Genomic DNA, 26,554 nt, shown 5'->3' on the forward strand with positions numbered 1-26,554 from the left:
GTTGTCGTTATCAGTTAATCATTATTCGCTATACGTTAACCGTTATACGTTATTCGTTTTTTGCTTTTAACGATTAGCGTGTAACAGATAACGGTTAACGTTACTTAGCGTAGTGTCCTATACGGATGATATCAGCAAAGACACCGGCGGCCGTAACCGCGGCTCCCGCTCCCGGGCCACGAATTACCATCGGGCGTTCGTGGTAGCGTTCGGTTGTAAGCAGTATAATGTTATCGCTGCCGGACAGTGAATAAAACGGATGCTGGCTGTTAACCGCACCGAGCTGTACACTCACTTTACCATCGCGCAGCACCGCCATATAGCGTAACTTCTCTCCTTTGGCAGTAGCTTCGTTGCGTAGCTTTTCAAAGGAGACATCGTGCTTCTCCAATGTTTTAAAGAAGTTATCTACATTTCCCTGCTGACAATCGGCAGGCACCAGGTTTTGTACCTGTATATCTTTTAACTCGAATGACAGACCTGACTCGCGCGATAGTATCAATATCTTGCGCGCTACATCCATACCACTCAAATCATCACGGGGATCAGGTTCGGTATAGCCCTTTTCTTTCGCTTCTTTTACTACTTCACTGAATTTCTTCCCTTCGGTATAGGAGCTGAAGATAAAATTCAATGTACCGCTCAATACACCTTCAATGCTGATCACTTTATCACCACTCAGCAACAAATCGTTCATGGTGTTGATCACCGGGAGTCCGGCACCAACATTGGTTTCATACAAGAACTTTACACCGCGGCTAAAGGCTGTTTTCTTCAACAGTGTATATTGTTCCATTGAAGCCGAGTTTGCTTTCTTGTTCGGTGTAACGATGGAGATATTGGCAGCGAGTATATCGCGATAGAAAGCAGTAACATCTTCACTTGAAGTGCAGTCCACAAAAATGCTGTTGGGCAGATTGAGGGTTATCATTTTATCAGCGAATGCTTTCATGTTCATCGCTTCGCCTTCCTGCTTCATCGTATCAATACCCGTAGTCAGTGAAAGACCTTCTTCATGGAAGAGCATCTTTTTACTGTTGGCAACAGCCACTACATTTACTTCCAGTAAATTCTCAGTCGCCAGTTTAGCATATTGCTCCCGGATCATATTCACGAGCGAACTACCGATCAATCCGGTACCCACCAGAAATACATTCAATACTTTTCTGTCTGACAGGAAGAATGCTTCATGCAGTGCGTTCAGTGCTTTGGCTACATCTACCTGGCGAACCACGGCTGATATATTTCGCTCGGAAGAACCTTGCGCAATGGCCATTACATTAACACCGTTCTTTCCCAGCGAGCTGAACATACGACCACTGGTACCCGGACTATGTTTCATACCATCGCCTACCACTGCCACCACAGACAGATCAGTCTCTACCTGTACTTCATCGATCTCCTCATTTCGTATTTCATATTGAAATTCTTTTTCAATCGAGCTCTTCGCCCGCTTCGCATTTTGATTCTCGATAGCAAGACAGATGGAGTGCTCGGATGATGCCTGACTAATGAGTATAACATTTATCTTTTCGCGCGCCAGTGTGGCAAACAAACGCATCGATGCTCCTACTACGCCCAGCAGCCCGCTTCCCTGTACACTCAACAGACAAATGTTATTCATGGAAGATATACCTTTAATGAGCTTGCCATTTTTAGAGTTGGCATGAATAACCGTTCCTTCAAAAGTCGGGTTAAAGGTGTTCTTGATCCAGATCGGTATGTGATTTACCATGGCCGGTTGCATGGTAGCCGGGAAAATTACTTTCGCTCCGAAGTGCGAGAGTTCCATGGCTTCTTCATAGCTCATTTGCGGAACCGTAAATGCTTTCTTCACCAGGCGTGGATCAGCCGTCATCATGCCATCAACGTCAGTCCATATTTCAAGATCAGAAGCATGCAGCGCACCGGCAAATATAGCGGCCGTATAATCGGAGCCGCTTCTTCCCAAGGTTGTAGTCTCTCCGGTTTCGGATGTACCTATAAATCCTGTGATCACTTGCAGATCAGTATGATTGCGGAAGTAATCAGCGATCAGCTTGTTCGTAGTTTCAAAATCTACTTTTGCATAACCGAAGTGACCATCTGTTCTTACCACCTTGCGTGCATCGAGAAACTCGGCAGCTACTCCGCGATCTTTAAATGCTTCCGCGATAATATAGGCGGAAAGACGTTCACCAAAGCTCATGACATAGTCTAACGTGCGGGGTGTACGCTCTTTTACCAGGAACACACCGTGCAATACATCTTCCAGCTCGTTGATCATAAATTTTACCTGCGCCAGAATACTGCTTTGCTTCTGTACGCCGATCAGCTCACGCACGGCTTCGAGGTGGCGCTTTTCGAGTTCGGCAAGTTTTACCTTGTATTCTAAATTACTTTCCAGCGCGAGTTTGCTGATGCTGATCAACACATCCGTTACTCCGCCAAAGGCAGAGAAGACCACGGCCACATCGCCTTTAAGATAAGGTTTGACTATTTCTACGACCGATTGTATTCGCGCAGGGGTAGCTACCGATGAGCCACCGAACTTTAATATTTTCATGAAATAAATTTTATCAGGTTAGTTGGTGTCTGTTTTACTGCTTGACTATGGTTCCATCTCCTGGAGGCGGACATAATCCTAATGGGCGGGGGTAAAAATTATCACGGGTTTACCCCCGTAATAATGGTGATGGTAATAATAATACCTGTAATAATAGTAATGATAACGGTATTAATAGCAGACACAGCGAAGCAAGCTGTTCTCTGTGATGAGAAGCGTGAAGATGCTATGTTTTGTGTTGCTTGCATAAGGCGCACCGAAATAATGAAATGATATACTTGATTGCAAACTATTTTTTTAGATTTTTGCACGAACTAACGGTTATTAGCGCCTTACAAGTACCAAAGTGTTGAAGTGTTCACGTGTTGATGTAGTAGAAATTTTCATCAACGGTATACTTCAACACTTCAATACATCAACACTTCAACACTCACAGATGCGTAAAAAAAAATTTCCCCGCGAATCGTTCGTCAGTATGACGGAGCTGGTTTTGCCAAATGATACCAATACACTCAACAACTTGATGGGTGGACGACTGATGCACTGGATGGATATTGTTTCGGCTATTGCCGGACAAAAGCATTCCAATAGTATTGTTGTTACTGCTTCCGTTGATAACATATCGTTCAAGCATCCCATCAGGCTGGGTAATGTAGTAACGCTGAAAGCAAAGGTTACCCGTGCGTTCAATTCATCGATGGAGATACGTATTGATGTAGAAGCAGAAGATGTGCCCACCGGTCAAAAGTTTGAAAGCAACGCTGCCTACTTTACATTTGTAGCGCTGGATAAAAATGGTAATCCTACCAGCGTTCCGGAAGTGGAACCGGAAACAGACGAAGAACGCGAGCTTTACAACGGAGCACTGCGCAGAAGACAACTTCGCCTTATCCTTTCCGGAAGAATGAAACCACAGGAAGCCAACGAACTTCGATCTATATTTGATATTAAAGAATCGTGAGTCAATCATCCGCCATCGAAAGCCTGTACCAGGAAGAGCTCTATGCGCTGCCTTCCCGTATGTTAATCATCTTATCGAAACCGTGGGAAGAACATTCGGAGGATGAGCGCACGGTGCTCAGCAAAATGATCACGGCTGTGAGATTGAGCATGGCTTCGGTGCAAATCATCATCCGAAAAGATTTCTCCATAGAGGATCTTGCTCCCTTAGCTCCAGGCAAAGTGCTGGCACTGGGTTCACAATTAAAATCATCGCCCAAAACATACGAGCATATCTCGCTCAACGGCATATCGGTTATTGCTGCAGATGCCATCAGCAACCTGGATGACCTGAAGAAAAAAAATCTCTGGATCGCCCTCAAGCAGATGTTTGGGCTCTGATACAACTTCCTGCTTTTCAAGCCTGTTCATAAAGCGCTAACGTTAGCAATCGTTTGGCAGTTTGCCTTCTATTTCTATCTTTGCCATTCTTGTAAAAAGCCATCCTGCGAAAAGAGGATGGTTTTTATGTGTAAAACCAGATAGATAATTTTTAAACGAATGAACAGTACTTTACTTATCATCCCTGCCCTGGGAGTCATCGGTCTGATCGCGATGGCAATTAAGTCAGCCTGGGTAAACAAGCAGGATGCCGGCGATGCAAAGATGCAGGAGCTGGCAGGCTATATCGCCAATGGCGCTATGGCGTTTCTTAAAGCAGAATGGAGAGTTCTCGCCTATTTTGCTGTAATAGCAGCCATCCTGTTAGGATGGTCAGGCACATTGGTACCAGACTCCCACCCTATTATTGCTGTATCCTTTATCATCGGTGCTGTGCTCTCTGCATTTGCCGGCTATATCGGTATGAAGATCGCCACCAAAGCCAACGTGCGCACTACGCAGGCTGCACGCACAAGCCTGGCGCAGGCTCTTAAAGTATCCTTCACAGGAGGTTCTGTAATGGGTATAGGCGTTGCCGGTCTGGCCGTGCTGGGGCTCGGCAGTTTGTTCATCATATTTTTCAAAATATTTGTTCCGGAAGGCGCTGCCATCACCGGTGTTGAAATGAAGAAGGCGATCGAAGTACTGGCCGGTTTCTCATTGGGTGCAGAATCCATAGCACTCTTTGCGCGCGTGGGCGGAGGTATATATACCAAAGCGGCTGACGTAGGTGCCGACCTGGTAGGTAAAGTAGAAGCCGGTATACCGGAAGACGATGTTCGTAACCCGGCTACCATTGCCGATAACGTAGGCGATAACGTAGGGGATGTAGCGGGTATGGGTGCTGACTTGTTTGGCTCTTATGTAGCTACGATTCTTGCTACGATGGTATTGGGTCAGGAGATTGATGCTTCAGCCGATCAGTTCGGTGGCCTCTCTCCTATTTTGTTGCCCATGCTCATTGCTGGTCTGGGGTTAATCTTCTCCATCATCGGTACCTGGTTTGTGCGCATCTCGAAAGAAACTGACAGTGTACAGAAAGCATTAAACATCGGTAACTGGTCATCCATTATCATGACCGCTATAGCCTCATATTTTGCTGTAAAGCATTTGCTCCCGGAAACACTTGTACACCGCGGTGTGGAATTTACTTCTACCGATGTATTCATTGCCATTATCATCGGTCTGATTGTGGGTACACTCATGAGTCTTATCACTGAATACTATACTGCCATGGGCAAACGTCCGGTATTGTCAATCATCAAGCAATCCGGAACAGGCCACGCAACCAACATCATTGGAGGTTTGTCAGTAGGCATGGAATCTACAGTAGCTCCAATCTTCGTATTGGCCGGTGGTATCATTGCCTCTTACGAATTTGCCGGACTATATGGTGTTTCTATCGCAGCGGCCGGCATGATGGCTACTACCGCGATGCAGCTTGCTATTGATGCATTCGGCCCAATTGCCGACAACGCAGGGGGTATTGCTGAGATGAGTCAGTTGCCGGAAGAAGTACGTCATCGTACCGATAATCTGGATGCCGTAGGTAATACTACCGCGGCAACCGGTAAAGGCTTCGCGATTGCTTCTGCAGCCCTTACATCACTCGCACTGTTCGCAGCCTTTGTAGGTATATCCGGCATTACCGCGATCGATATCTATAAAGCTCCCGTGTTGGCCGGATTATTTGTTGGCGGCATGATTCCGTTCATCTTCTCTTCACTTGCTATAGCTGCCGTAGGCCGTGCAGCAATGGACATGGTGAATGAAGTGCGCAGACAGTTCCGCGAAATACCGGGCATCATGGAGTATAAATCAAAGCCTGAATATGAAAAATGTGTGGCTATCTCTACGCGTGCCTCTATTCGCGAGATGATCGCTCCTGGTGCTATAGCATTGGTATTGCCGATACTCGTTGGCTTTACGTTCGGTCCCGAAGTATTGGGAGGCATGCTCGCCGGTGTTACCGTATCCGGGGTATTGATGGGTATGTTCCAGTCCAATGCCGGTGGTGCGTGGGACAATGCGAAGAAGTCGTTCGAGAAGGGAGTAAATATTAACGGTCAAACCTACTATAAGAAATCGGAGCCACACAAGGCTTCGGTAACAGGCGATACCGTAGGTGATCCGTTCAAAGATACATCCGGTCCTTCCATGAACATTTTGATCAAGCTTACATCGATCGTAGCCCTGATCATTGCTCCACACATCAGCCATAAAGATCACAGTGTTGCAGCAAAGGCAGAGCAGGTAAAAGCGAAAACAGAAGTTATCAGCGAAGCTGTAGCGAAATAAACCACGCTATACAGAATAGCAACCAATCAATTTATAGGAGAGCCTCGGTAATGCCGGGGCTTTTTCTATTTTTGATCACAATTTACTCTTAGCCAGGCATGAAATTACTTACCCTTATCCTGCTGTTGGCCAGCAATTTCTGTCTGGCGCAAAACATTACCGGTAAATGGACTACCATTGACGACTCCTCCGGAGCAGAAAAATCAATCGTTGACATCTTCGAAAGAGACGGGAAGGTTTTTGGAAAAATTATCAGGATATTTCCGGCACCAGGAAAAGACCCCGATCCGGTGTGCAACCAGTGCCCGGAGGAAGATGCCCGGTATAAAAAGAAAATTATCGGTATGGAGATCATCAAAGACATGAAGAAGACCGGCGATGAATACGCGGAAGGCAATATTCTGGACCCCGAAGAAGGCAAGGTATACCGGTGCAAACTGTGGATGGAGGGTGAGGATTTGAAGGTGCGTGGTTACTGGGGGCCTTTCTATCGAACGCAAACGTGGAAGCGGCTACGTTAACCTGATGTAATCGTAATTCACAGAAAAAAACTATAAAAAAGGAACCCCAGCGGTTACAACCTCATTAAAAGATGGTATACAGGTCGAGTTCACACATGGACGAAAAGGAGATCTTCGAGCGCATTTGTAAAGGCGATGAGAAAGCTCTTGAGTTCTTGTATAAGAAATATTACCGGATGATGACCAAGCTTGTCATCACCAACAGTGGAACGGAAGAGGAGGCTCGGGATATCTATCAGGATGCACTAATCGTTTTCTGGCAGAAAGCTACTTCAGGCAACCTGGTAATGACTTCGAAGATCAGTACCTATATCTATAGCATTTGCCAGAACTTATGGCGAAAGGAACTGGATCGAAAAAAACGCCTCTCCAACGAAGAGAAAGACACAGCCATTTCGTTAGATACTGAAACGGCTGAGCGCGACAAAATAATTTTAAAGTGCATCGAGCAGCTCGGGGAAACCTGTAAAAAAGTGTTGATGTACTATTACTTCGAGGAAATGTCAATGCAGGAAATTGCAGACAAACTGGGCTTTGCAAATACTGACACCGCCAAAACCAAGAAGTATAAATGTAAAATGAAATTAGATGAATTAGTGAAAGCTCAGTACTCTGAGCGGGATTTTCTGGACTAGAGTTATGGCATTAGAAAGAGATTTAGAATTACTGGACGATTACATCAGCAACAAGCTTGGTGGCGAAGAGCGGAAGGCATTTGAGCAGAAGCTGCAAAACGACCCGGAGCTGAAGCGCGAATATACCCTTCAACAAAAAGTGGCGGAAGGTATCCGCCAGGCACGCGTACAGGAATTAAAAGGTATGCTAAATAATATACCCGTGCCCCCAACATCTGGCAGCGAAATTTCAGCAGGTGCCAAAGCGCTGATTGGTATAGTAGCCGCGGGTATTGTGGCAACCGGAATATACTTTTATTTCAACGGTAAAGAAGAAACACAAGCCCTGCAGGAGCCTATCTCGTCAACAGAACCGATAGCCCAGCCAGAGCAGATGCCAGATGCAATAAAATCCATCGAGCAGCCGATTGAAACAACCAAGGTGGCAGAAGAATCGCCTGCTACAGTGCAAGCCGGAAAACCAGCGGAGAAAAATCCGGTGGTATCAGGCAAGCCAGCCGAGAAAGAATCAACGCATGTGGCAAATCCGGCGTTAACACAACCTCATCAGAAAGATTCTGTTACCGAGCCAAAGATCAACGTATACGATCCAAGTGAAGAAGCTGATGCGAAAACCGCCAGCGAACCGGCTGCTGCAGAAAGTACTGTCAAGGCTAATAAAACGTCGATGACGGTGAAGACAGACGCCAACAACAAGAAATATAACTTCCACTATCAATTCAAAAATGGAGAGTTATACCTGTACGGTCCGTTCGATAAGAAACTCATTGAGATCATGGAGTTCTTCAGCGACAACAAGCACACCGTATTCCTTTTCCATGAGAACAAGTACTACCTGCTGAATGAAGCTTCCGATAAAGTGAAGCCACTCACCGCCATCACCGATCCGGCTCTGATCAGAAAACTGAAAGAGCATCGCGGAAATTAAGCGATCGCAAAAATCTTCCACGACCCTGCCTCACCGCAGGGTCTTTTGTTTTATGAGATTTTCACTGGCAGAATACCACGCGGCTATTTGGTAATTTCTCCTAACTTTGGCGATTAACATGGAGAAGAGAACCCGCAAAAAGAAGTTAGGAGGCTACCCCGGTATCGGTGTCGTGGTGAGTATAACACTGGCCCTGTTTGTAATCGGGTTGTTTGGCGTACTGATCATTTATTCGCAGGAACTGGAACACCAGGTGCGCCAGAATATCAAAATGCAGGTATACCTGAAGTCAAATCTTACGGAGACACAGCGCCTGCAAATTGAGAATAAACTTCTCTCTATGGACTTTGTGAACCGTGAAGATGGCAAGGGTGTGGCATTCTTTTCCAAAGAAGAAGCCGCCAAAAAATTTATTGCCGAAACAGGCGAAGACTTCACCCAGTTTATAGGCGAAAACCCATTGAAGGATGCATACCTGGTAAACATCGATCCCGGTTTTCATTCGAAAACACAAATGGAAAAGATCAAGGCCGACCTTTCCAAGATGAATGGCGTGTTCCAGGTATACTATGTGGAAGGATTAATTGAATCGGTAAACAGCAATGTTACCAAGATCGGATTTATACTGGCAGGACTCATTATGCTATTGCTCATTACGGTGGTGCTATTAATCAATAACACGCTTCGTTTAGCGTTGTTCTCGCAGCGTTTCCTCATTCGCAGCATGCAACTGGTTGGCGCCAAGCGTTGGTTTATTCAGCGGCCATTCCTGGTACGCGCTGCAACGTATGGCTTACTGGCCGGCCTGCTCACATCGATCTTGCTCTGGCTGCTGTCAGACTATGCACAGCGTAAGATTGAAGACCTCTCGCTCCTGCACAATCAGGAACACTTCATGATGTTGCTCGGTATATTGGTGGTGATTGGTATGGTGGTGGCCGTGCTTGGCACCTTCTTCTCGATCAACCGCTACCTGCGCATGTCATTGGATCAATTGTATTAATTACAGTATAACTATAACTACATGGAAAGCAAACTTCCTTTCGGTAAAAAGAACTATCAGTGGATGATCATTGGCGTTGTTACACTCATCATCGGATTCATCATCATGTCGCTTGACAAAGCGCAACATGGTTTTGGTTTTCTCGGACTAGTGTTGGGGCCAATCGTTGTTGTTGCAGGATTTGTGATGGAGATCGTTGCCATCCTTCACAAACCTACCAAGTAAGAACAGTACATAAACGGAAGAGCTACCGGTAACACATGCACCGTAGCTTCTTTTACGAAATTTGGAACTACGCACATGAGCATTCTTCAAGCTATCATCCTTGCCATTATAGAAGGCATTACCGAATTTTTACCTATATCCTCTACCGGACACATGATTATCGGTTCTTCGCTGATGGGTATCGCCAGCGATCCGTTCACGAAGATGTTTACCGTGGCTATTCAACTGGGCGCAATCTTATCGGTGATCGTATTGTATTGGAAGCGCTTCTTCCAGTCACTGGATTTTTACTTTAAGCTGATTGTAGCATTTATACCGGCTGCTGTTGCCGGTTTGCTATTCAATGATATGATCGATGCCTTGCTCGAACGCGTGGATGTAGTCGGCTATACGTTATTGCTGGGTGGTATATTCTTCCTTTTCGTAGACAAGATATTCCATGCCAGTGAAGCCAGCGAAAAGCAGGTTGATTATCCTACTGCGCTGAAGATCGGAGCCTTCCAGGTGGTTGCCATGATCCCGGGAGTATCTCGTTCTGCAGCAACAATTATTGGTGGACTCACACAAAAATTAAACAAGCGCACGGCAGCAGAATTCTCATTCTTCCTGGCCGTGCCTACCATGTTTGCTGCTACAGCATTGAAGATGTATAAATACTTTCACGATGGTGGTACCTTCGGTTCAAACGAGATTACTTTATTCGCCATCGGTAATATGGCTGCCTTCATAGTTGCCATGATTGCCATCAAGTCGTTCATATCCTTCCTTACAAAGTATGGCTTCAAGATATTTGGCTACTATCGTATTGTGCTGGGCATCGTTATTCTTGTACTCTACTATCTGGGCGTAGGACTCTCCATCGTATAAATGGAAAACAAAACACCGGGCGAGGGCCGTATCCTCCTGATCAACAAACCACTGGAGTGGACATCCTTTGATGTGGTGAATAAACTTCGCTACAAGCTCAAGATGAAGAAGATCGGCCATGCCGGCACGCTCGATCCCCTGGCCACTGGATTACTGATTATCTGCACCGGTAAAATGACGAAACGCATTGAAGGGTTCATGGGCCAGGAGAAGGAATATACCGGCACCTTTACGATCGGAAGCACTACGCCATCTCACGACCTGGAGACCGAAGTGACCCCTCCAACCGATATCTCTCATATTACAACAAAAGCAATACACGAGGCAACCCTTTCCTTCATTGGTAACGTCAGTCAGTTGCCGCCCATGCACTCGGCCATTCGCGTGGGTGGTAAACGGGCGTATGAATTTGCACGCAAAGGAAAGGAGATTGAATTGAAGCCACGGGTAATTGAGATTCGTGAATTTGAGATTACAGGTATTGCCCTGCCACAAGTGTCGTTTCGTATTGTGTGCTCAAAAGGAACGTATATACGAAGTATAGCACGCGACTTCGGAAATGCACTTGGTGTTGGCGCCTATCTTTCAGAACTTTGCAGAACCAGGATTGGATCGTTCCTGTTAAAAGATGCTACTACCATCGAAGAAGTATCATTATGAAGATATATCACGGCATCGATGACTTTTCACGATTAAAATATGCTGTTGTAACCAGCGGTACATTTGACGGTGTGCACATAGGCCATCAAAAAATTCTGGCCCGGTTGCTGGAGATCGCTTCAAAGAATCATGGTGAGACTGTAGTGATCACGTTCTGGCCTCACCCGCGGCTGGTACTCCACCCGGAAGACGATTCATTAAAATTACTCAATACATTCGAAGAGAAGGCCGAGCTTCTCAAAGAGCAGGGAATACAGCACCTTGTTCGCATACCTTTCACAAAAGAATTTTCTCAATATACTTCTGAAGAATTCATTCAGAAGATACTGGTCGATACGATTGGCACGAAGAAACTTGTAATTGGTTACGATCACCGCTTTGGCCACAACCGTGAAGGAAGCTTTGAGCAACTCAAGATCAATGCTCCGCGCTATGGGTTTGAAGTAGAAGAAATACCACGTCAGGATGTTGATCACGTTGGCGTGTCGTCTTCCAAAATCAGAAAAGCGCTGGACGAAGGCGATATCGATACGGCCAATCATTTTCTGGGTCGCCCCTATAGTCTTACAGGCCGTGTAGTAATGGGTGATAAACTGGGCCGCCTGCTCGGCTATCCCACTGCCAACATTGAAGTGGACACAAAGTATAAACTTATTCCTGCTGACGGTATATATGCCGTTACTGTTCAGCACGAACATACCACATACAAAGGGATGCTATATATTGGTAATCGCCCTACCGTAAATGGCACCAAGCGCAATATTGAAGTGAATATATTTGATTTCGCAAAAGATATTTATGGAGAATCGCTCACCCTATACTTCCATAAACTGATTCGTGGTGATAGCAAATTCAGCGATCTTGAAGGCTTGAAGGCACAGCTTGGCCTTGATAAGGTTGATGCATTGCGTATACTGGTTAACGTTATCCGGTAGACAGAACATTCAGTGATGCCATTGATTGGAATCGATTGAATAAGTATCCATAAATCAAATTCACATATTTCCGTTCAGAAGTAAGACTCACATTCGATCAAACTTTTTGCAGCAGGCAGCAGCCTTTCTCCATTTTTTACTTTGAAAAAGTGACAATTCGTCTTTAGCAAGGGGACCAAAAGTCTCTGTCTATGTATTTTCCGCAGCTCCGTGTAGGTATAATCCGGGATTGCCCCGCAAACATCTCTTGTATAAGTTTATAAAATAGTTGCCAATGGCGGAGGAGATTTTGTCTAACCTAAATATACCTATAGATGAAAAAAACACATTAAAGCTGGTGACCATTGATTCCTGTTCAAGGTGATGGGAATATGTATATCAAAAAGCGGCTATACCAATTTTACCGGAGCTGCTTTCCAAAATAATTACTTATTTATTTCAACCTTATGACTCTTTCTACAATATTTACAGAATCCGTATCTATTGCTGTTAGCACACAAAAACGAACGCTATTATACCGATCGCGTTTTATAGTAAAAGCAACGTATTTTTCTATCCTGTTAATTTTATTATGCAAACAAAGTATAGCACAAAATTCGCGGTTTGTATCCGGCACGGTGAAAGATACTTCCGGAGTTGCGTTGCCCGGAGTTGCCGTTGCTTTCGCTAATAACCAAACAGGAACGTATACTGACTCTGATGGTAAATTTACCGTACAGGTCCGTAAAAATACGAAGCACTTATCCTTTTCATTCATTGGCTTTGCCACTGTTGAAGCAGCTATACCCGAGTCTGGTGACATGACAATTGTAATGAAAGAAGCGGCCAACCAGCTGGATGAAGTAGTTATTTCTGTGGGAAGCCGTGCTTCCCAACGTACATTGACCGACACACCTCTTCCAATTGATAATGTTGCAATCAAAGACCTTCAAAGTACCGGGCAACTCACGTTCGACAAGGCATTGCAATACAGAGTGCCCTCCTTCAATACAGTGCAAACTCCTGTAAACGATGCTACTTCTCTGCTAGATCCTTATGAGATCAGAAATATGGGGCCAAGCCGGACGCTGATACTTATCAACGGAAAACGGAAAAATTCAAGTGCATTGGTTTATACCCAAACTTCTCCCGGGCGCGGAGAAAGTGGTGCTGATATCTCCGCTATACCTATGGATGCCATTAAGCGTGTTGAGGTTCTGCGGGATGGTGCTTCTGCGCAATATGGGTCAGATGCAATTGCCGGTGTAATGAATATTATTCTGAAAGATAATACAGATGGAGGTTCTGTTACCATGCGAACCGGAATAACATCCAAAGGAGATGGTAAAATGGTAGGGATAAGTTTGAACAATGGTGTTAACGTCTCTGATAAAGGATATATCAATTATACAATCGATCTGTCGAAAGTTGGTCTCGCAAATCGCCCCGGTACAGTTGATGCTCAGGGTGAGGCGTCTGATTTCGGAGCTGATATCAACGATGTTAAAGCTTTCCTTGCAATTAAACCTGATGCGGGTAACATTAATGGATCGCCTGAAACTACAGCATCCAAATTCCTGGTTAACGGGGGAATTGATATTAACGAACATACCGAGCTCTATTATAATGCCGCCTATGTTTATAAGAAAGTAAACAGCTTTGCCAATTATCGCACTCCATACTGGCGACCTACAGATTATGGTTTGTTAACTCCCGCAGGTGAACCGTATCTAGGCTACAGACCTACATTTGATGGCGACTTGAATGATTATAATGGCACTATAGGTTTTAAAACGAACAAGAATGGATGGAATACAGATGTGAGTTTCACTACGGGCGGAAACAGACAATTATATACAGTCTCCAATTCGCTTAACAGAAATACAGCAGGGCTTACTGACTCCGAAGGAAATTTACTATATAGAGAACGAAGCCCAATCATTTTCCGGGCAGGTGGCTACAGTTTTTCTCACAATGTGGGAAATATAGATGTATCAAGATCGATTTCCGAGAAAGTAAATATAGCTTTCGGGTCTGAGTTCCGATCAGAAAATTTTGAAATCATCAAGGGTGATCTTGCATCCTACGAGGCTGGTGGCGCGGACTCATTCGCGGGTAATAGTGCCGAAAATTCTTTCAAGTCAAATCGATACAACTTTGGTGGCTACCTTGATGTTGGCGTTGACCTCACAAAAGATTTCCTGATCAATGCAACAGGACGTTATGAGAATTATAGCGACTTCGGAGACGCGTTTGTATACAAGTTTAGCTCGCGCTATAAACTTTTGGATGACAAAATTACACTTCGGGGTTCTATCTCCACCGGTTTCAGAGCGCCATCCTTACACCAGATAAATGTGCAAAAAACACAATATGGTTTTGTTCCAGGTCAAGGTATTCAGGTTTCCGGCCTTGTTAACAACGTTTCGCCACAGGCAAAACTCATTGGTGTTCCCAAACTCGATGCAGAGCGGTCTGCTAACTTTACGCTGGGTATAGGCGCTAAACCCAGTGAGAATTTTAATCTAACGATTGATTATTACAACATAAAGGTGAATAACAGAATTGTCCTTGGTAATGATATTGGCCCCAGTGGTAATCCGGATGCCAATTTGGACAAGGTGCTGGCCAGCAATAATATCGTAGGACTTAGTTTCTTCGCCAATGCCCTGAACACACGAACATCCGGCATTGACCTCGTTGCGAGCTATAAAAACATTGCTCTGGGAAGCGGCACCCTGAGATTCAATCTTGCTGGTAATTATACTTTAAAAAACAAGAGAGAAGGAAGTGTAAAAAATCCAGCTATAATTGCAGAAGCAGGGCAGACTGTGTTGAATGCTACACAGGAAGCATTGATGTTTACATCGCGTCCGAAATACAAAGCAATACTTGGTGCAGATTATACACTTGGTAAATTTAATTTCATTTTGACCAATACAGTATTCGGACCAACCAAATTCAGAAATGCTGGGATGAATGAAAACCTGCAAGTAGAGTTTTTAACGAAAGTAGTTACTGATTTAGGCATAGGCTATCAGTTCAATAACACCATTTCAGCAACCTTTAATGTTAACAACATTTTCAATGTTCTGCCTGAATGGAAGTTTGTTGCTCTGAATGCAGAAGGTGATGCAATTTTAAATAACCCGGACGCTGTAAAGGTTCAATCAAACCTCGTTACCTTTAATCAACGATACTCGCGAATGACATACGATGGATATCATTTTAGTCAACTGGGAACTACGTTCAGTATGGCATTGAATGTTAAAATCTAAATTCACTAAGAATTATCCTCAATGCGTTGACAGAGGATTTAACCAGTAAGCTTCGAATGTGTCATTAAATAAGAAGAGGCTGTCTTTCCAGGCAGCCTCTTCTATTTTTTTCTTATGCCATGTGGCTGGCCATAAAAAAAAACATCTTTCTTTCAGTTGGGTGATTATCCTGACTGTTTTGGAAAATCATATAATCCGGCTAAATTTTCCCACGGTTAATCGCTCTCCCCTATTAAATTATTAACGTGTAACCATTAACGGACAACTGCCCACATGCAACTCTGGAGCCCTTCTTCCGAAACTATACAACAAGCGAACATTACGCATTATCAACAATGGTTGCATGAAAACAAGCAACTGTTGTTTGAGAGTTACCATGCACTGTGGCAATGGTCTGTCGATAACACGGAAGCGTTTTGGAAAAGTATATGGGAATACTTTGACGTGATACATGAAGGGAACTATAAACACGTGCTGCAAGGATCGATGCCTCATGCCCGCTGGTTTGAGGGCACGCGGTTAAATTATGCGGAACACGTCTTTCGTAAAGCCAATGATCACCATCCGGCAATCATCTTTAAATCAGAATCAGAACCAATACAGGAGATCAGTTGGCGTTCCTTAATCCAACAGGTTGGATCGCTTCAACATTTTTTAAAGATTTACAACCTGCAGGCCGGTGATCGTGTGGCGGCATATTTACCCGGCAATCCGGAAGCGACAACTGCTTTTCTGGCTGTTAACGCACTGGGTGCGGTATGGTCAAGTTGTTCACCTGATTTTGGTACCCGCTCGGTGATCGATCGTTTTGCACAGATCGAACCCAAAATACTGATCGCTGTTGACTCCTATCAATACGGTGGAAAGATATTCGATAAACGGGAAGTTGTTCAGGAGTTGATAAAGTCGCTGCCTGGTATAGAGCGCGTCATTCTATTATCCGCCCATGATACCCCACTCCCTTCTTCCAAGCCCGTAGTGCACTGGAAAGATGTAATCGGAGAAACTATATATACTCCTGAGTTTGTACGTGTGCCGTTCAATCATCCTATCTGGATATTATACTCTTCCGGCACTACCGGTCTACCCAAAGCCATTACACATTCACAGGGCGGTATATTATTGGAGCAATTGAAGTACGGAACTTTCCACAACGATTTTAAACCAGGCGAACGATGCTTTTGGTATACTACCACTGGCTGGATGATGTGGAACTACATACACAGTGGTTTGCTGGCAGGCGGCACTATGGTACTATATGATGGCAGCCCAGCCTATCCGGATATGAATGAGCTCTGGAAATTTGCACAAGATGCAGGCATACATCATTTCGGTACCAGTGCAGGATTTATATTGGCCAATATAAAAGCCTCAACACATCCTGCACAGAATTTTGATTTGCGTGCACTACGTTCCATCAGTTCAACCGGAAGCACATTGCCACCGGAAGGTTTCGACTGGGTATATAAAGAAGTAAAACACAGCCTGTGGCTTGCATCGATGAGTGGTGGCACAGATGTCTGCAGCGCCTTTGTAGGCGGTATGCCGACACTTCCCGTATATGCCGGTGAGATTCAATGTCGTGCGTTAGGATGTTCTCTGTATGCATTCGATGAAACAGGCAACGTACTAACAGGGCAAGTAGGCGAAATGGTTATTACCCGACCCATGCCCTCTATGCCTGTTTATTTCTGGAATGACCCCGAGTATAAACGTTATACCGAAAGTTACTTCGAAATGTATCCTGGTATATGGCGCCATGGCGACTGGATTGAAATTACATCGCACGAAGGAGTAATTATATACGGCCGTTCGGACGCAACACTCAACCGTGGAGGCGTGCGCATTGGCACGAGTGAAATATACCGTGCGGTGGATAAAGTAGCGGAGGTTAAAGACAGTCTCATTATCTGCATTGAAAAAGAAGGAGGTGAATTCTGGATGCCTTTGTTTGTAGTGATGCAGGAAAATATAGCGCTGTCGGCCGATATCAAGAAAAAGATCAATACTACGATCCGCAATGATTATAGTCCGCGGCATGTACCCGATGAGATCATTGCCGCACCCGATATACCTTATACTATCAGCGGTAAAAAAACAGAAACACCTGTAAAAAAGATATTGATGGGAAAAGATCCAAAAGAAGTTATTAATGCTGGCGCACTGAAGAATCCGTCTTCCTTGGACTTCTTTATACGCTTACAGCAGGAAAAAGTTTAAAGTCCAAAAGTTCAATGTTCAAGGCTTCAGTCTTACATTGTACATTGAACCTTGAACTTTAAACTCTGAATTTTGAACTTTCAAACCTCGCACTCCGAAATTTCAATCGTGTCCAATTCTCCACAAAATTTCTTCCTGTTTATCTGCATCTTTCACTTGGAGCCTTCACGCCTGTGCTGTAGTTTTAAAACCCGATGGACGTAGAAATTCTCTCACGCATACAATTCGCTTTTACGATTGCTTTCCATTACATCTATCCTCCCCTGAGCATTGGCCTTGGGTTAGTGATGGTGTTTATGGAAGGCATGTACCTGCGCACAGGTTTGGAAATATACCAGCAGATGACGCGCTTCTGGGTAAAGATTTTTGCACTCATCTTCGGCATCGGTGTAGCCACCGGTATTGTAATGGAATTTGAGTTTGGCACCAACTGGGCCGTGTATTCACGTTACGTTGGTGATGTATTCGGCAGTGCGCTCGCAGCGGAAGGTATATTTGCTTTCGCACTGGAATCAGGTTTTCTTGGTATACTTATCTTCGGATGGAATCGTGTGCGACCGGGAGTGCATTTCTTCTCTACTATCATGGTAACACTTGGTTCCATGTTCTCGGCTATATGGATTGTGGTAGCCAATTCGTGGCAACAGACACCGGCCGGTTATCATATAGTAGGCCAAGGCATGAAAGCACGTGCCGAGATAACCGATTTCTGGGCAATGGTATTCAATCCATCTACGATTGAACGTATATCACATGTATGGTGTGGATCGTTTCTCGCAGGTGCGTTTCTCGTTACGAGCGTAAGCGCATGGTATCTGCTGAAAGGCAAATATATTGAGCTGTCAAAAGCTTCATTCAAAATTGGACTGTCGGTGGCGATCGTGGCTTCGTTGCTGCAATTATTTACCGGCCATAAATCTGCCGATGTGGTGGCGCATTATCAACCTGCCAAGCTTGCAGCTATGGAAGGCCACTTCGATAGTCTGAAGGCTGCCGATATGTATCTCTTCGGCTGGGTAAATAAAAAAACACAAACAACAACCGGTGTTGCTATACCCGGTGGATTATCGCTGCTGGTACATGGCGATATAAATGCCCCAATACCAGGGCTCAATAGTATACCGGAAGATGAAAGACCAGGCGCGGTAAATTTTGTCTTTCAAACTTATCACCTCATGATTTCCATTGGCATGGCTTTGATCGCACTCAGTATATATACGGCATTCTTGTGGTGGCGCGGCCGGCTTTTCGAAAAACGCTGGCTGTTGTGGATATTCGTGTGGGCCGTGTTGCTGCCACAGATCGGCAACCAGGTGGGCTGGTATACCGCAGAAGTAGGAAGACAGCCGTGGGTAGTATATAAACTTCTCCGTACTTCCGATGCACTGTCGGAAGCCGTAACTGCCAACCAGGTAGTATTCTCGTTAATCTTATTCACCTTTGTATACCTGCTGCTCTTCGCCTTATTTATATACCTGCTCAACAAGAAAATAACACATGGGCCATACGATCATCACGATGATGAACACAGCCCGCGACACATGGAAATGGTGGAATCCATTACTACGGATGCAAGCCGAAACAAACAACAGAACATTAACGAGCGCTAACCAAGTATAGATATGGGAACATTTGCCGGCATCGATTATCCTACCTGGTGGTTTCTTGTGATTGGAGCCGTGTTTACAGGCTATGCCATCCTCGATGGTTTTGATCTGGGAGCTGGTGCATTGCATTTGTTCTTCAACAAAGAAGCCAGCAGACGCACAGCCCTCAATGCCATTGGTCCCGTTTGGGATGGCAACGAAGTGTGGCTCGTCATTGGCGGTGGCGCGCTGTTCGCCGGCTTCCCCGAAGTATATGCATCGCTACTCTCGGCGTTCTATATACCGTTTATGATCTTTCTGGTAGCGCTGATTTTTCGCGCGGTCTCGATCGAATTCAGAAGTAAAGAACCGATGCTCTGGTGGCGCAAGATGTGGGACATCTGTTACTGCATTTCCAGCGGGCTCCTCGCATTCTTGCTGGGTTTTATACTGGGCAATGTCGCGCTCGGTATACCGCTCGATAAAGACCATATTTACCGTGGCGACTTCCCGGGATTTATTAATCCGTATGCCATTATGGTAGGCATTACCTCTCTCTCACTTTTTATGATGCACGGTGCCATATACCTCGTTATGAAAACGGAAGACCGGTTGTACGCCAAACTTACCATCATTGTGCGCAGAACCACTATATTTTTTGTAATCAGTTTCGTGATTACATCATTCTATACCTTGCTCTATATACCGCACCTCGTAGACCAGATACATGAAAATCCGAGCATGTTTATACTTCCCGTCATCATGGTGCTGGCCATTGCCAACATTACACGCCAGATCACCAAACGAAAATATTTTTTTGCCTTTCTTTCGTCAGCGGTGGTAATCAGTGTAGCACTTATTATTGTATCGCTTGAGCTTTACCCGACTATCCTCTATACTCCCGATCCGCAAAACAGCCTCACCATTTATAATTCCGCTTCTTCGCAGAAAACACTCGGTATCATGCTCACCGTAGCGGCCATCGGCGTACCCCTCGTAGCAGCCTACACCACCTTTGTTTTCTGGACTTTCAAGGGGAAGGTGAAGCTGGATGAAACGAGTTATTAACGTGCGCACGTGTTTAGGTGTGTATGTACCAACGTTCAGAGAAAACATGGCAACGTGCACACGTAAACACGTGCTAAACTTTGTAATTTTAACCCATGAAAAAGTCAACTATCAACTTCTCTGTCGAACTGGATCAGAATAACGTACCGGATAAGATACTGTGGGATGCTACGGATAAGCCCGATCCGGGGCTTTCTGAAACAAAATCCATGAGTGTGGCACTGTGGGACCATAAACATAAGAATACGCTGCGTATAGACCTGTGGACCAAGGATATGCCTGTGGATGAGATGAAGCGTTTCTATATTGACTGTATCGGTGGTCTGGCGCAAAGCGCACTAACGGCTACGGGCGATGAATACATTGCCAACGAGATCAATGCGTTATGCGACCGGCTGGTAAAGCATCTGCAAAACTCCAAAGATTAATCCTCAAACAGGTCTGCACCTGTTAAAAGTATCGGAGACTGGTAAATATACCGCTGTAAATATACTACAGCGCGTCTCTGATACTTCTTTTACACCCTGCTCATTCTTTTGAGTCCATACCTTCTCGGGGTATATTTTTCATTATGGCAGCAACTAGCCTTCTACAAACGTTTGTTTTTTGAGGATTTTTTGTACTTTTCGATAAGAAAGCTCGGTATGCATACCATTTCGCGCTTTCTGAAAAGGAACTCATTAATCCCCAAAACCAAACTTATTCGTAGTTATGAAAAAATTTTACAAGGCTTCGTTAGCGGCAGGGCTGATGGTGCTGTTGTCTTCCGCGGTGGTGCTGGCTCAAACGACCATCTCTGGTAAGGTAACAGATGCCAGTAGCGGAGAAGGACTTGCCGGTGTAAACATTATCGTGAAAGGGCGAGTTATTGGAACTATATCTGACTCCGATGGAAATTACTCCCTGAAATCGAACGACTCACCTCCTCTTACCCTGGCATTTTCGTTCGTTGGTTACAAGACATTTGAAGTCGAAGTAAATGATGCGAATACTACAGGTCTGGATGTAAAACTCGAAGAGCAGACTGTGCTCGGCCAGGAAGTGGTTATCTCGGCTTCGCGTATGGAAGAAAGCATCATGCAATCGCCCGTATCCATTGAAAAGATGGATATACTCCAGGTACAGAACACGCCATCCGATAATTACTATAAGGGACTTGCCAACCTGAAAGGTGTTGACGTAACTACGAGCAGTATAAATTTTCAGATTGTAAACGCCCGCGGTTTTAACTCCACGGGCAACACACGCTTTGTGCAGTTAACGGATGGAATGGATACACAAGCTCCTGCATTGAACTTCCCAATCGGAAACCTGAACGGTCCTTCGGAGCTCGATGTGGAAAGTGTCGAATTTATACCGGGGGCCGCTTCTGCGCTCTACGGACCAAACGCATTTAACGGTATACTTCTAGTAAACAGTAAAAGTCCATTCGATTACCAGGGACTCAGTGCATTTGCCAAGTTTGGTATGAACCACTTTGGTGATTCTGATCTCAACTCCGATGGCACAAAGATCGGCCCCGGCAAACCCAAGCCGATGCAAGAGTATGCCATCCGCTATGCAAAGGCATTCAACAATAAATTTGCTTTCAAAATAGCATTCTCTTATAGTAAAGCAACCGACTGGTATGGCACCAATCTGCAGGATAAAAACGCTTCGTTGAAGCCTAGTGGTCTCTCCAGCAATCCTGGTTCCGATGAGGTACACGCCTTCGGCGATGAAGTAGCCACCAACCTGGGGCTTGTTGGTCTTGATCCTGGTTTCCAATCCAAGATGCAGCAGGCAGGGTTATCCAACTATCTTCCTTACCTCGCTACCGGCGGAACAGTTTCAAGAACACCCTATAAAGAGCAATACCTGGTTGACTATGGCGCCAAAAACCTGAAGGCAAATATAGGTCTTCACTACCGCCTTACCGACAAACTGGAGTTACTCTATAATTTGAATTACGGTGCAGGAACTTCAGTATATACCGGTGCACAACGCTACTCGCTGAGGAACTTCAACATTCAACAGCACAAAGTTGAATTACGGGGTGACAACTTCTTTCTGCGTGCCTATGCTACTTTAGAAAATTCAGGAGATTCTTATATAGCAGACCTTACCGGTGTATTGGTAAACCGCGCCTGGAAAGACGACAACACCTGGTTCGGTACCTATGCAGGAACTTACCTCGGCACACTCGCTGCTTTACAGGGAGGATCACCCGCTGCGCCTACCATAGCACAACAGGAACAAGCCCATGCAGCAGCCCGCGCAGCGGCAGATGCCGGAAGATTTTTACCCGGGTCTGCAGAATTTAACAATGCCCAGGCAAATGCGCGAAAAGATGTAATTCCAAACGGAGCTTTATTCGATGACAAGACTGCGCTCTATCACTTCGAAGGCCAGTATAACTTCAAGAACCAGATCAAGTTTATGGACGTGATGGTAGGTGCAAGCTATCGCCTGTACGATCTCAACTCCAACGGAACCATCTTTGCCGATACAGCGGGCAACAACATTACCATTCAGGAAGTAGGTGCTTATGTACAAGCTTCCAAAAAAGTATTGTCTGATAAAGTAAAACTTACCGGTTCACTGCGCTATGACAAGAACGAAAACTTCAACGGGTTGATTAACCCGCGCCTGTCGGCAGTGATCTCGCCTACACCGAATCAGAATTTCCGCGTTGCATTCCAAAGCGGTTTCCGCAACCCGACCACACAAGGTCAGCATATAGACCTCGATGTACTTTCAGCACGTTTGCTGGGCGGTCTGCCACAATATGCAAAAGCATACAATGTATTTCAAAATGCCTATACAGTAACCTCCGCACAGCAGTATGCAGCGGTAGTCGCACAGAAAGCAGGTCAAGGTTCTTATAGCGGAAGCAATGCAGGCCTTGCCATTGGCGACCCCGAAGCATTAAGCAAACTTGTACCCGTTACTGGCGCTGCGCCTGTAAAACCTGAAAAGATTAAATCTATAGAAGTTGGATATAAAGGTTTGGTGGGTGATAAACTGTTGGTAGATGTAGCCTACTACTTCAACTCCTACAACGACTTCATCACACAGTTGATCATGCGTCAATCAGCCGGCCCGTTGGATTTGACCGCCACCACTCCTACTGAGCAGAACATTCGTAACGCTTCTACGATGCTGAATCCCGGGAAAGATGAGAATGGCCGCCAGAATACATATTCCGTATATACCAACCTCAATAAAACCGTAACAGCACAAGGTGTTGCCTTAGGTCTTGACTATAGCTTGGTAAAAGGTTATCGCATTGGTGCAAACTATAACTGGAACCGCCTGAACAAACAATTAGGCGATGGCTACCTGGCAGAGTTCAATACACCGGAGCACAAGTATAACATTACGTTCGGTAACCGTAAGCTTACAGACCGCATCGGGTTTAACGTGGCCTATCGCTGGCAGACAGCCTTCACATGGGAATCAACCTTTGCTATAGGTAAAGTTCCGGCAGTAGGCGTGTTTGATGCACAAGTGAGCTACCGCGTAAAGCCGATGAAGTCAACCTTCAAGATTGGTGGATCAGACTTGTTCAATAAACGCTATGTATTGAACTACGGTGGCCCTACGCTGGGTGCGATATACTATATCTCCATCACCTTCGATCAACTGATGAACTAATGCTAAACGAGAAATACCGTATGAAAAATTTTACACGATATACCGCAGCTTCTCTGGCCTTAGTAATGGCGGGAGCCTGCACGTACGATTTCCCCGAAGAGAAAGCAGCTACTGCCGGCGAAGCCGACTTTACCAAAACGGTAGTGATCGGCAGCTCGCTCTCCGCTGGTTTCATGAATGGTGCTCTCTATAACGATGGACAAAACCATTCTTTCCCCGCGATCATTGCCCAACAAATGCAGTCTGTTGGCGGAGGAACTTTTAATCAACCCGACATTAATGCGGAAGCTGGTTATTATGGATTAGCGCCCGATGGCACTACCATTCTTGGAAGACTATATCTGAAAGGCACCACAAGCCCCAAGCCAGCGCCCATTGTGCCTGGCCAGGCCATCACTCCCTATACTGGTGATAAATCGAAGCTCAACAACTTCAGCGCGTATGGAGTAACCATTCAGACTGCGCAGATTCCCCAGTTGGGTGGTCCTGCTTCTTCCAATCCATATTATAATCCTTACTATGCACGGTTTGCATCTACCCCGGGTACATCTACTTTGCTGGGCGATGCAGTTGCCGCATTGGGAAGCGGAAGCTTCTTTATATTCTGGCTGGGAAATGACGATGTACTCGGCTATGCTACCAATGGTGCCGATCAGAATGACGCTACAAAGCCTATGACCGATGCCAACGTATTTGCCGGTGCCTATAACAATGCATTGTCTACCATGCTTGCCGCAAATGCTAATGCAAAAGGCGTTGTGGCCAATATACCAGACGTTACAAGCCTTCCGTATTTTTCAACCGTAGCCTACAATCCTATACCACTCGATGCTACGTCTGCTGCTGCCGTAAATGCGGGCTTTGCAGGATACAATGCCGTGCTCGATGCTTTGAAAGCAAACCTCGGTGTAACGGATACTGACTCCCGGAAAATTACATTCTCTGCCGGCACATCCAACAAGATTGTTATTGTAGACGAAACGCTGAATGATTATGGTGATGAGTTTGATATGCTGCATGCAGCGGGTGCTATATCAGACGCACAGCGTGCTGCACTCGTTCCCTACGAACAAGTACGCCAGACTACTTCCAGTGACCTTGTGCCACTGGTAGCGGCCAATGTTATTGGTACACTGGTATCAAACAATCCTTCGCTCATCAACGGTGTTACTGTGCCGCTGGCCGACAAGTATATATTACTGCCTTCTGAAAAAGCAGAAGTACAGGCACGCATTGATGCTTTCAATGAAGTGATTGCTGCGGCGGTCTCAACCAACAGCAGTCGCCTGGCACTGGTAGATATACATTCTATCCTGTTGTCGCTGAAAGAAAATGGTGCAGAGATCCGCGGTGCATCTATATCGGCATCTATTTCGCCTCCCTTCGGGGGCTTCTCTTTGGATGGTATCCATCCGAATGCACGCGGCAATGGTTACCTGGCCAACCAGTTTATCGATGTGATCAATGCTAAATTTGGTGCCAGCATACCACAATGCAATCCGAACGATTACTCCGGCAATGCACTGCCTGTGCCTTAATCGATAACGATATTCATTAACCCAAACCTGAAAAGCTGCTTCGAAAGGGGCAGCTTTTTTTATGCGGTGATCTGCAGGCTTTATAAATCAGTTAATCATACGTTGTCAACTTCCGGCCAGGACGATCAATCCACTTTGCGGTGGACAGAGATTATACATTTCTGGTCAATTGTTGTTTTGCAGAATTATACTATACAGTGTGAAGTTGAGTTTTTCGCTTTTACAAATTCGCAGGCACCTTAAGAATCTTTTTCCCGGAGGCTTCGCTGGCGAAGACTTTGGGAAAAAGATCAGAAGCAAAAGCCCCTGTTGTGCCGCCAGCGGCGCAACAGGGGCTTTGCTGGAAACACAATTGAAATTGCCGCGCGAGTTGACCAAACTATATCAGGGCACAAAGAATAATGCGGGGAACACCATGAAACATGAAACAAGATCACAAGCCCGCAACATATCATTAATTAAATATACCCTGCTGCCTTGTAAGCAATCATCCCCACCCATTCCTTGAACAGCTTGTGCCAGATGGCAACAGCTTCCACTTTAGGAATAATGAGCGCATCAGGATAGAATCCCCGCGGGTGCGCATAAAAATCAGTTGAGAAAGGTTGTATGTTCAACCCTACCTTGCGATAGCAGGCCAATGAACGGCGCATATGGAAGGCAGAGGTAATCAACAGGCAATCTTCTGATTTATAGTGAAGCGAGTCCAGCATCTTCACTACCTGCTGTGCCGATTCCGCTGTGTTACGCGTTTCATTCTCAATGATGATGTCGGCGGAATCAACGCCCATCAGCAACATGGCCTTCTGAAACTTGTTTGCTTCAGGCTCGTCTTCTCCCAACAAACGGCCACTGCCTCCGCTGATCAAAATCTTTTCAATCAATCCGAGTTTATAGAGTTGCACAGTATGCGTAACGCGATCAGCACCGCGCTGAAAATATACTCTGTCATTAGGTTCAAGGCCGGATATGGTGGAGCCCGTTAACACAATGCCCATCTTGTGGGGCGTCATATCTTTATAAGCTACCGTAGGTATCTCCCACGCATGCATGGCTTCGTTAGCCAGAAAATCATTGGAGAAGAACAGCAGCAGCATTATACCGGCAAAGAATGTTCTTTTTTTCCACCGTGGGTTCTTCAAAAAGATTGAAACTACCAACAGTGCCACGGTAATAGTCATGGGTAATATAAAGAAGCTGACCGTTTTCGAGAGAATGAAGAACATGGTTAGTCGTTATCAGTTAATCGTTA

At 45.3% G+C, this 26,554-nt stretch carries 20 protein-coding genes; 18 read left to right on the plus strand and 2 right to left on the minus strand.

Going from position 1 to position 26,554, the window contains the following annotated elements:
• Positions 1-100: 100 nt before the first annotated feature.
• Positions 101-2,545: a bifunctional aspartate kinase/homoserine dehydrogenase I gene (gene thrA / locus V7Q33_RS06650; RefSeq protein ID WP_331976309.1), complete on the minus strand. Its 2,445-nt coding sequence runs from the start codon at positions 2,543-2,545 to the stop codon at positions 101-103.
• 436 nt (positions 2,546-2,981) lie between these two features.
• On the opposite strand from thrA, the gene V7Q33_RS06655 reads away from it, so the two are divergent.
• The 18 genes from V7Q33_RS06655 (at position 2,982) to V7Q33_RS06740 (ending at position 25,302) form a co-directional block, all read left to right on the plus strand.
• Positions 2,982-3,506, plus strand: coding sequence for an acyl-CoA thioesterase (locus tag V7Q33_RS06655; protein WP_331976347.1), 525 nt, complete (start codon positions 2,982-2,984; stop codon positions 3,504-3,506).
• A complete protein-coding gene (locus V7Q33_RS06660; protein ID WP_333819325.1) occupies positions 3,503-3,886 on the plus strand; it encodes a hypothetical protein in 384 nt (127 codons plus the stop codon). Before V7Q33_RS06655 ends, V7Q33_RS06660 begins: the two co-directional genes overlap by 4 nt.
• A 159-nt stretch (positions 3,887-4,045) precedes the next feature.
• Positions 4,046-6,223, plus strand: a complete 2,178-nt coding sequence (locus V7Q33_RS06665) for a sodium-translocating pyrophosphatase (protein ID WP_331976313.1) — start codon at positions 4,046-4,048, stop codon at positions 6,221-6,223.
• A gap of 98 nt (positions 6,224-6,321) precedes the next feature.
• Positions 6,322-6,744, plus strand: coding sequence for a DUF2147 domain-containing protein (locus tag V7Q33_RS06670; protein ID WP_331976315.1), 423 nt, complete (start codon positions 6,322-6,324; stop codon positions 6,742-6,744).
• A 95-nt stretch (positions 6,745-6,839) separates the two neighbouring features.
• On the plus strand, positions 6,840-7,379 hold the full coding sequence (locus V7Q33_RS06675; RefSeq protein ID WP_331976317.1) for an RNA polymerase sigma factor: 540 nt from the start codon (positions 6,840-6,842) through the stop codon (positions 7,377-7,379).
• A 4-nt stretch (positions 7,380-7,383) separates the two neighbouring features.
• Positions 7,384-8,307, plus strand: coding sequence for an anti-sigma factor family protein (locus tag V7Q33_RS06680; protein WP_333819328.1), 924 nt, complete (start codon positions 7,384-7,386; stop codon positions 8,305-8,307).
• A gap of 118 nt (positions 8,308-8,425) precedes the next feature.
• On the plus strand, positions 8,426-9,310 hold the full coding sequence (locus tag V7Q33_RS06685; protein WP_331976321.1) for a cell division protein FtsX: 885 nt from the start codon (positions 8,426-8,428) through the stop codon (positions 9,308-9,310).
• A 21-nt stretch (positions 9,311-9,331) separates the two neighbouring features.
• Positions 9,332-9,535 (plus strand): DUF3098 domain-containing protein, encoded by a 204-nt coding sequence (locus V7Q33_RS06690; RefSeq protein ID WP_331976323.1) that lies wholly within the window; start codon positions 9,332-9,334, stop codon positions 9,533-9,535.
• 75 nt (positions 9,536-9,610) lie between these two features.
• Positions 9,611-10,402: an undecaprenyl-diphosphate phosphatase gene (locus V7Q33_RS06695; RefSeq protein WP_331976325.1), complete on the plus strand. Its 792-nt coding sequence runs from the start codon at positions 9,611-9,613 to the stop codon at positions 10,400-10,402.
• Positions 10,403-11,062: a tRNA pseudouridine(55) synthase TruB gene (gene truB / locus V7Q33_RS06700; RefSeq protein WP_333819329.1), complete on the plus strand. Its 660-nt coding sequence runs from the start codon at positions 10,403-10,405 to the stop codon at positions 11,060-11,062.
• Positions 11,059-11,997, plus strand: coding sequence for a bifunctional riboflavin kinase/FAD synthetase (locus tag V7Q33_RS06705; protein ID WP_331976329.1), 939 nt, complete (start codon positions 11,059-11,061; stop codon positions 11,995-11,997). The genes truB and V7Q33_RS06705 overlap by 4 nt, the downstream gene beginning before the upstream one ends.
• A gap of 446 nt (positions 11,998-12,443) precedes the next feature.
• The gene (locus tag V7Q33_RS06710) at positions 12,444-15,254 is read left to right on the plus strand and encodes a TonB-dependent receptor (RefSeq protein ID WP_333819330.1); all 2,811 of its coding nucleotides are present in this window, start codon (positions 12,444-12,446) and stop codon (positions 15,252-15,254) included.
• A gap of 273 nt (positions 15,255-15,527) precedes the next feature.
• Positions 15,528-17,474 (plus strand): acetoacetate--CoA ligase, encoded by a 1,947-nt coding sequence (locus V7Q33_RS06715; protein ID WP_331976333.1) that lies wholly within the window; start codon positions 15,528-15,530, stop codon positions 17,472-17,474.
• A gap of 194 nt (positions 17,475-17,668) precedes the next feature.
• Positions 17,669-19,084 carry a cytochrome ubiquinol oxidase subunit I gene (locus tag V7Q33_RS06720; RefSeq protein ID WP_333819331.1) on the plus strand — a complete coding sequence of 472 codons (1,416 nt, stop codon included), beginning with the start codon at positions 17,669-17,671 and terminating at the stop codon, positions 19,082-19,084.
• A gap of 12 nt (positions 19,085-19,096) precedes the next feature.
• Entirely contained in the window at positions 19,097-20,128 is a 1,032-nt protein-coding gene (cydB, locus tag V7Q33_RS06725; RefSeq protein WP_333819332.1) for a cytochrome d ubiquinol oxidase subunit II, read from the plus strand.
• Positions 20,129-20,223: 95 nt separating this feature from the next.
• Positions 20,224-20,556 (plus strand): gliding motility protein GldC, encoded by a 333-nt coding sequence (gene gldC / locus V7Q33_RS06730; RefSeq protein WP_331976339.1) that lies wholly within the window; start codon positions 20,224-20,226, stop codon positions 20,554-20,556.
• Positions 20,557-20,839: 283 nt separating this feature from the next.
• The gene (locus V7Q33_RS06735; RefSeq protein WP_333819333.1) at positions 20,840-23,764 is read left to right on the plus strand and encodes a TonB-dependent receptor; all 2,925 of its coding nucleotides are present in this window, start codon (positions 20,840-20,842) and stop codon (positions 23,762-23,764) included.
• 20 nt (positions 23,765-23,784) lie between these two features.
• A complete protein-coding gene (locus tag V7Q33_RS06740; RefSeq protein WP_333819334.1) occupies positions 23,785-25,302 on the plus strand; it encodes a hypothetical protein in 1,518 nt (505 codons plus the stop codon).
• Positions 25,303-25,760: 458 nt separating this feature from the next.
• Here the strand turns inward: V7Q33_RS06740 and V7Q33_RS06745 are convergent, their stop codons facing one another.
• Complete coding sequence (locus V7Q33_RS06745; protein WP_333819335.1) at positions 25,761-26,528, minus strand: YdcF family protein; 768 nt, start codon at positions 26,526-26,528, stop codon at positions 25,761-25,763.
• Positions 26,529-26,554 lie beyond the last annotated feature (26 nt).

Source organism: Ohtaekwangia sp., assembly GCF_036786105.1.
Classification (GTDB): domain Bacteria; phylum Bacteroidota; class Bacteroidia; order Cytophagales; family Cyclobacteriaceae; genus Ohtaekwangia.

Excerpts from the sequence above, each read along its gene's own strand:
- thrA (WP_331976309.1), bottom strand. The coding sequence starts at position 2,545 with ATGAAAATATTAAAGTTCGGTGGCTCATCGGTAGCTACCCCTGCGCGA.
- V7Q33_RS06655 (WP_331976347.1), top strand. The coding sequence starts at position 2,982 with ATGCGTAAAAAAAAATTTCCCCGCGAATCGTTCGTCAGTATGACGGAG.
- V7Q33_RS06665 (WP_331976313.1), top strand. The coding sequence starts at position 4,046 with ATGAACAGTACTTTACTTATCATCCCTGCCCTGGGAGTCATCGGTCTG.
- V7Q33_RS06670 (WP_331976315.1), top strand. The coding sequence starts at position 6,322 with ATGAAATTACTTACCCTTATCCTGCTGTTGGCCAGCAATTTCTGTCTG.
- V7Q33_RS06675 (WP_331976317.1), top strand. The coding sequence starts at position 6,840 with ATGGACGAAAAGGAGATCTTCGAGCGCATTTGTAAAGGCGATGAGAAA.
- V7Q33_RS06680 (WP_333819328.1), top strand. The coding sequence starts at position 7,384 with ATGGCATTAGAAAGAGATTTAGAATTACTGGACGATTACATCAGCAAC.
- V7Q33_RS06685 (WP_331976321.1), top strand. The coding sequence starts at position 8,426 with ATGGAGAAGAGAACCCGCAAAAAGAAGTTAGGAGGCTACCCCGGTATC.
- V7Q33_RS06690 (WP_331976323.1), top strand. The coding sequence starts at position 9,332 with ATGGAAAGCAAACTTCCTTTCGGTAAAAAGAACTATCAGTGGATGATC.
- V7Q33_RS06695 (WP_331976325.1), top strand. The coding sequence starts at position 9,611 with ATGAGCATTCTTCAAGCTATCATCCTTGCCATTATAGAAGGCATTACC.
- truB (WP_333819329.1), top strand. The coding sequence starts at position 10,403 with ATGGAAAACAAAACACCGGGCGAGGGCCGTATCCTCCTGATCAACAAA.
- V7Q33_RS06705 (WP_331976329.1), top strand. The coding sequence starts at position 11,059 with ATGAAGATATATCACGGCATCGATGACTTTTCACGATTAAAATATGCT.
- V7Q33_RS06710 (WP_333819330.1), top strand. The coding sequence starts at position 12,444 with ATGACTCTTTCTACAATATTTACAGAATCCGTATCTATTGCTGTTAGC.
- V7Q33_RS06715 (WP_331976333.1), top strand. The coding sequence starts at position 15,528 with ATGCAACTCTGGAGCCCTTCTTCCGAAACTATACAACAAGCGAACATT.
- V7Q33_RS06720 (WP_333819331.1), top strand. The coding sequence starts at position 17,669 with ATGGACGTAGAAATTCTCTCACGCATACAATTCGCTTTTACGATTGCT.
- cydB (WP_333819332.1), top strand. The coding sequence starts at position 19,097 with ATGGGAACATTTGCCGGCATCGATTATCCTACCTGGTGGTTTCTTGTG.
- gldC (WP_331976339.1), top strand. The coding sequence starts at position 20,224 with ATGAAAAAGTCAACTATCAACTTCTCTGTCGAACTGGATCAGAATAAC.
- V7Q33_RS06735 (WP_333819333.1), top strand. The coding sequence starts at position 20,840 with ATGAAAAAATTTTACAAGGCTTCGTTAGCGGCAGGGCTGATGGTGCTG.
- V7Q33_RS06740 (WP_333819334.1), top strand. The coding sequence starts at position 23,785 with ATGAAAAATTTTACACGATATACCGCAGCTTCTCTGGCCTTAGTAATG.
- V7Q33_RS06745 (WP_333819335.1), bottom strand. The coding sequence starts at position 26,528 with ATGTTCTTCATTCTCTCGAAAACGGTCAGCTTCTTTATATTACCCATG.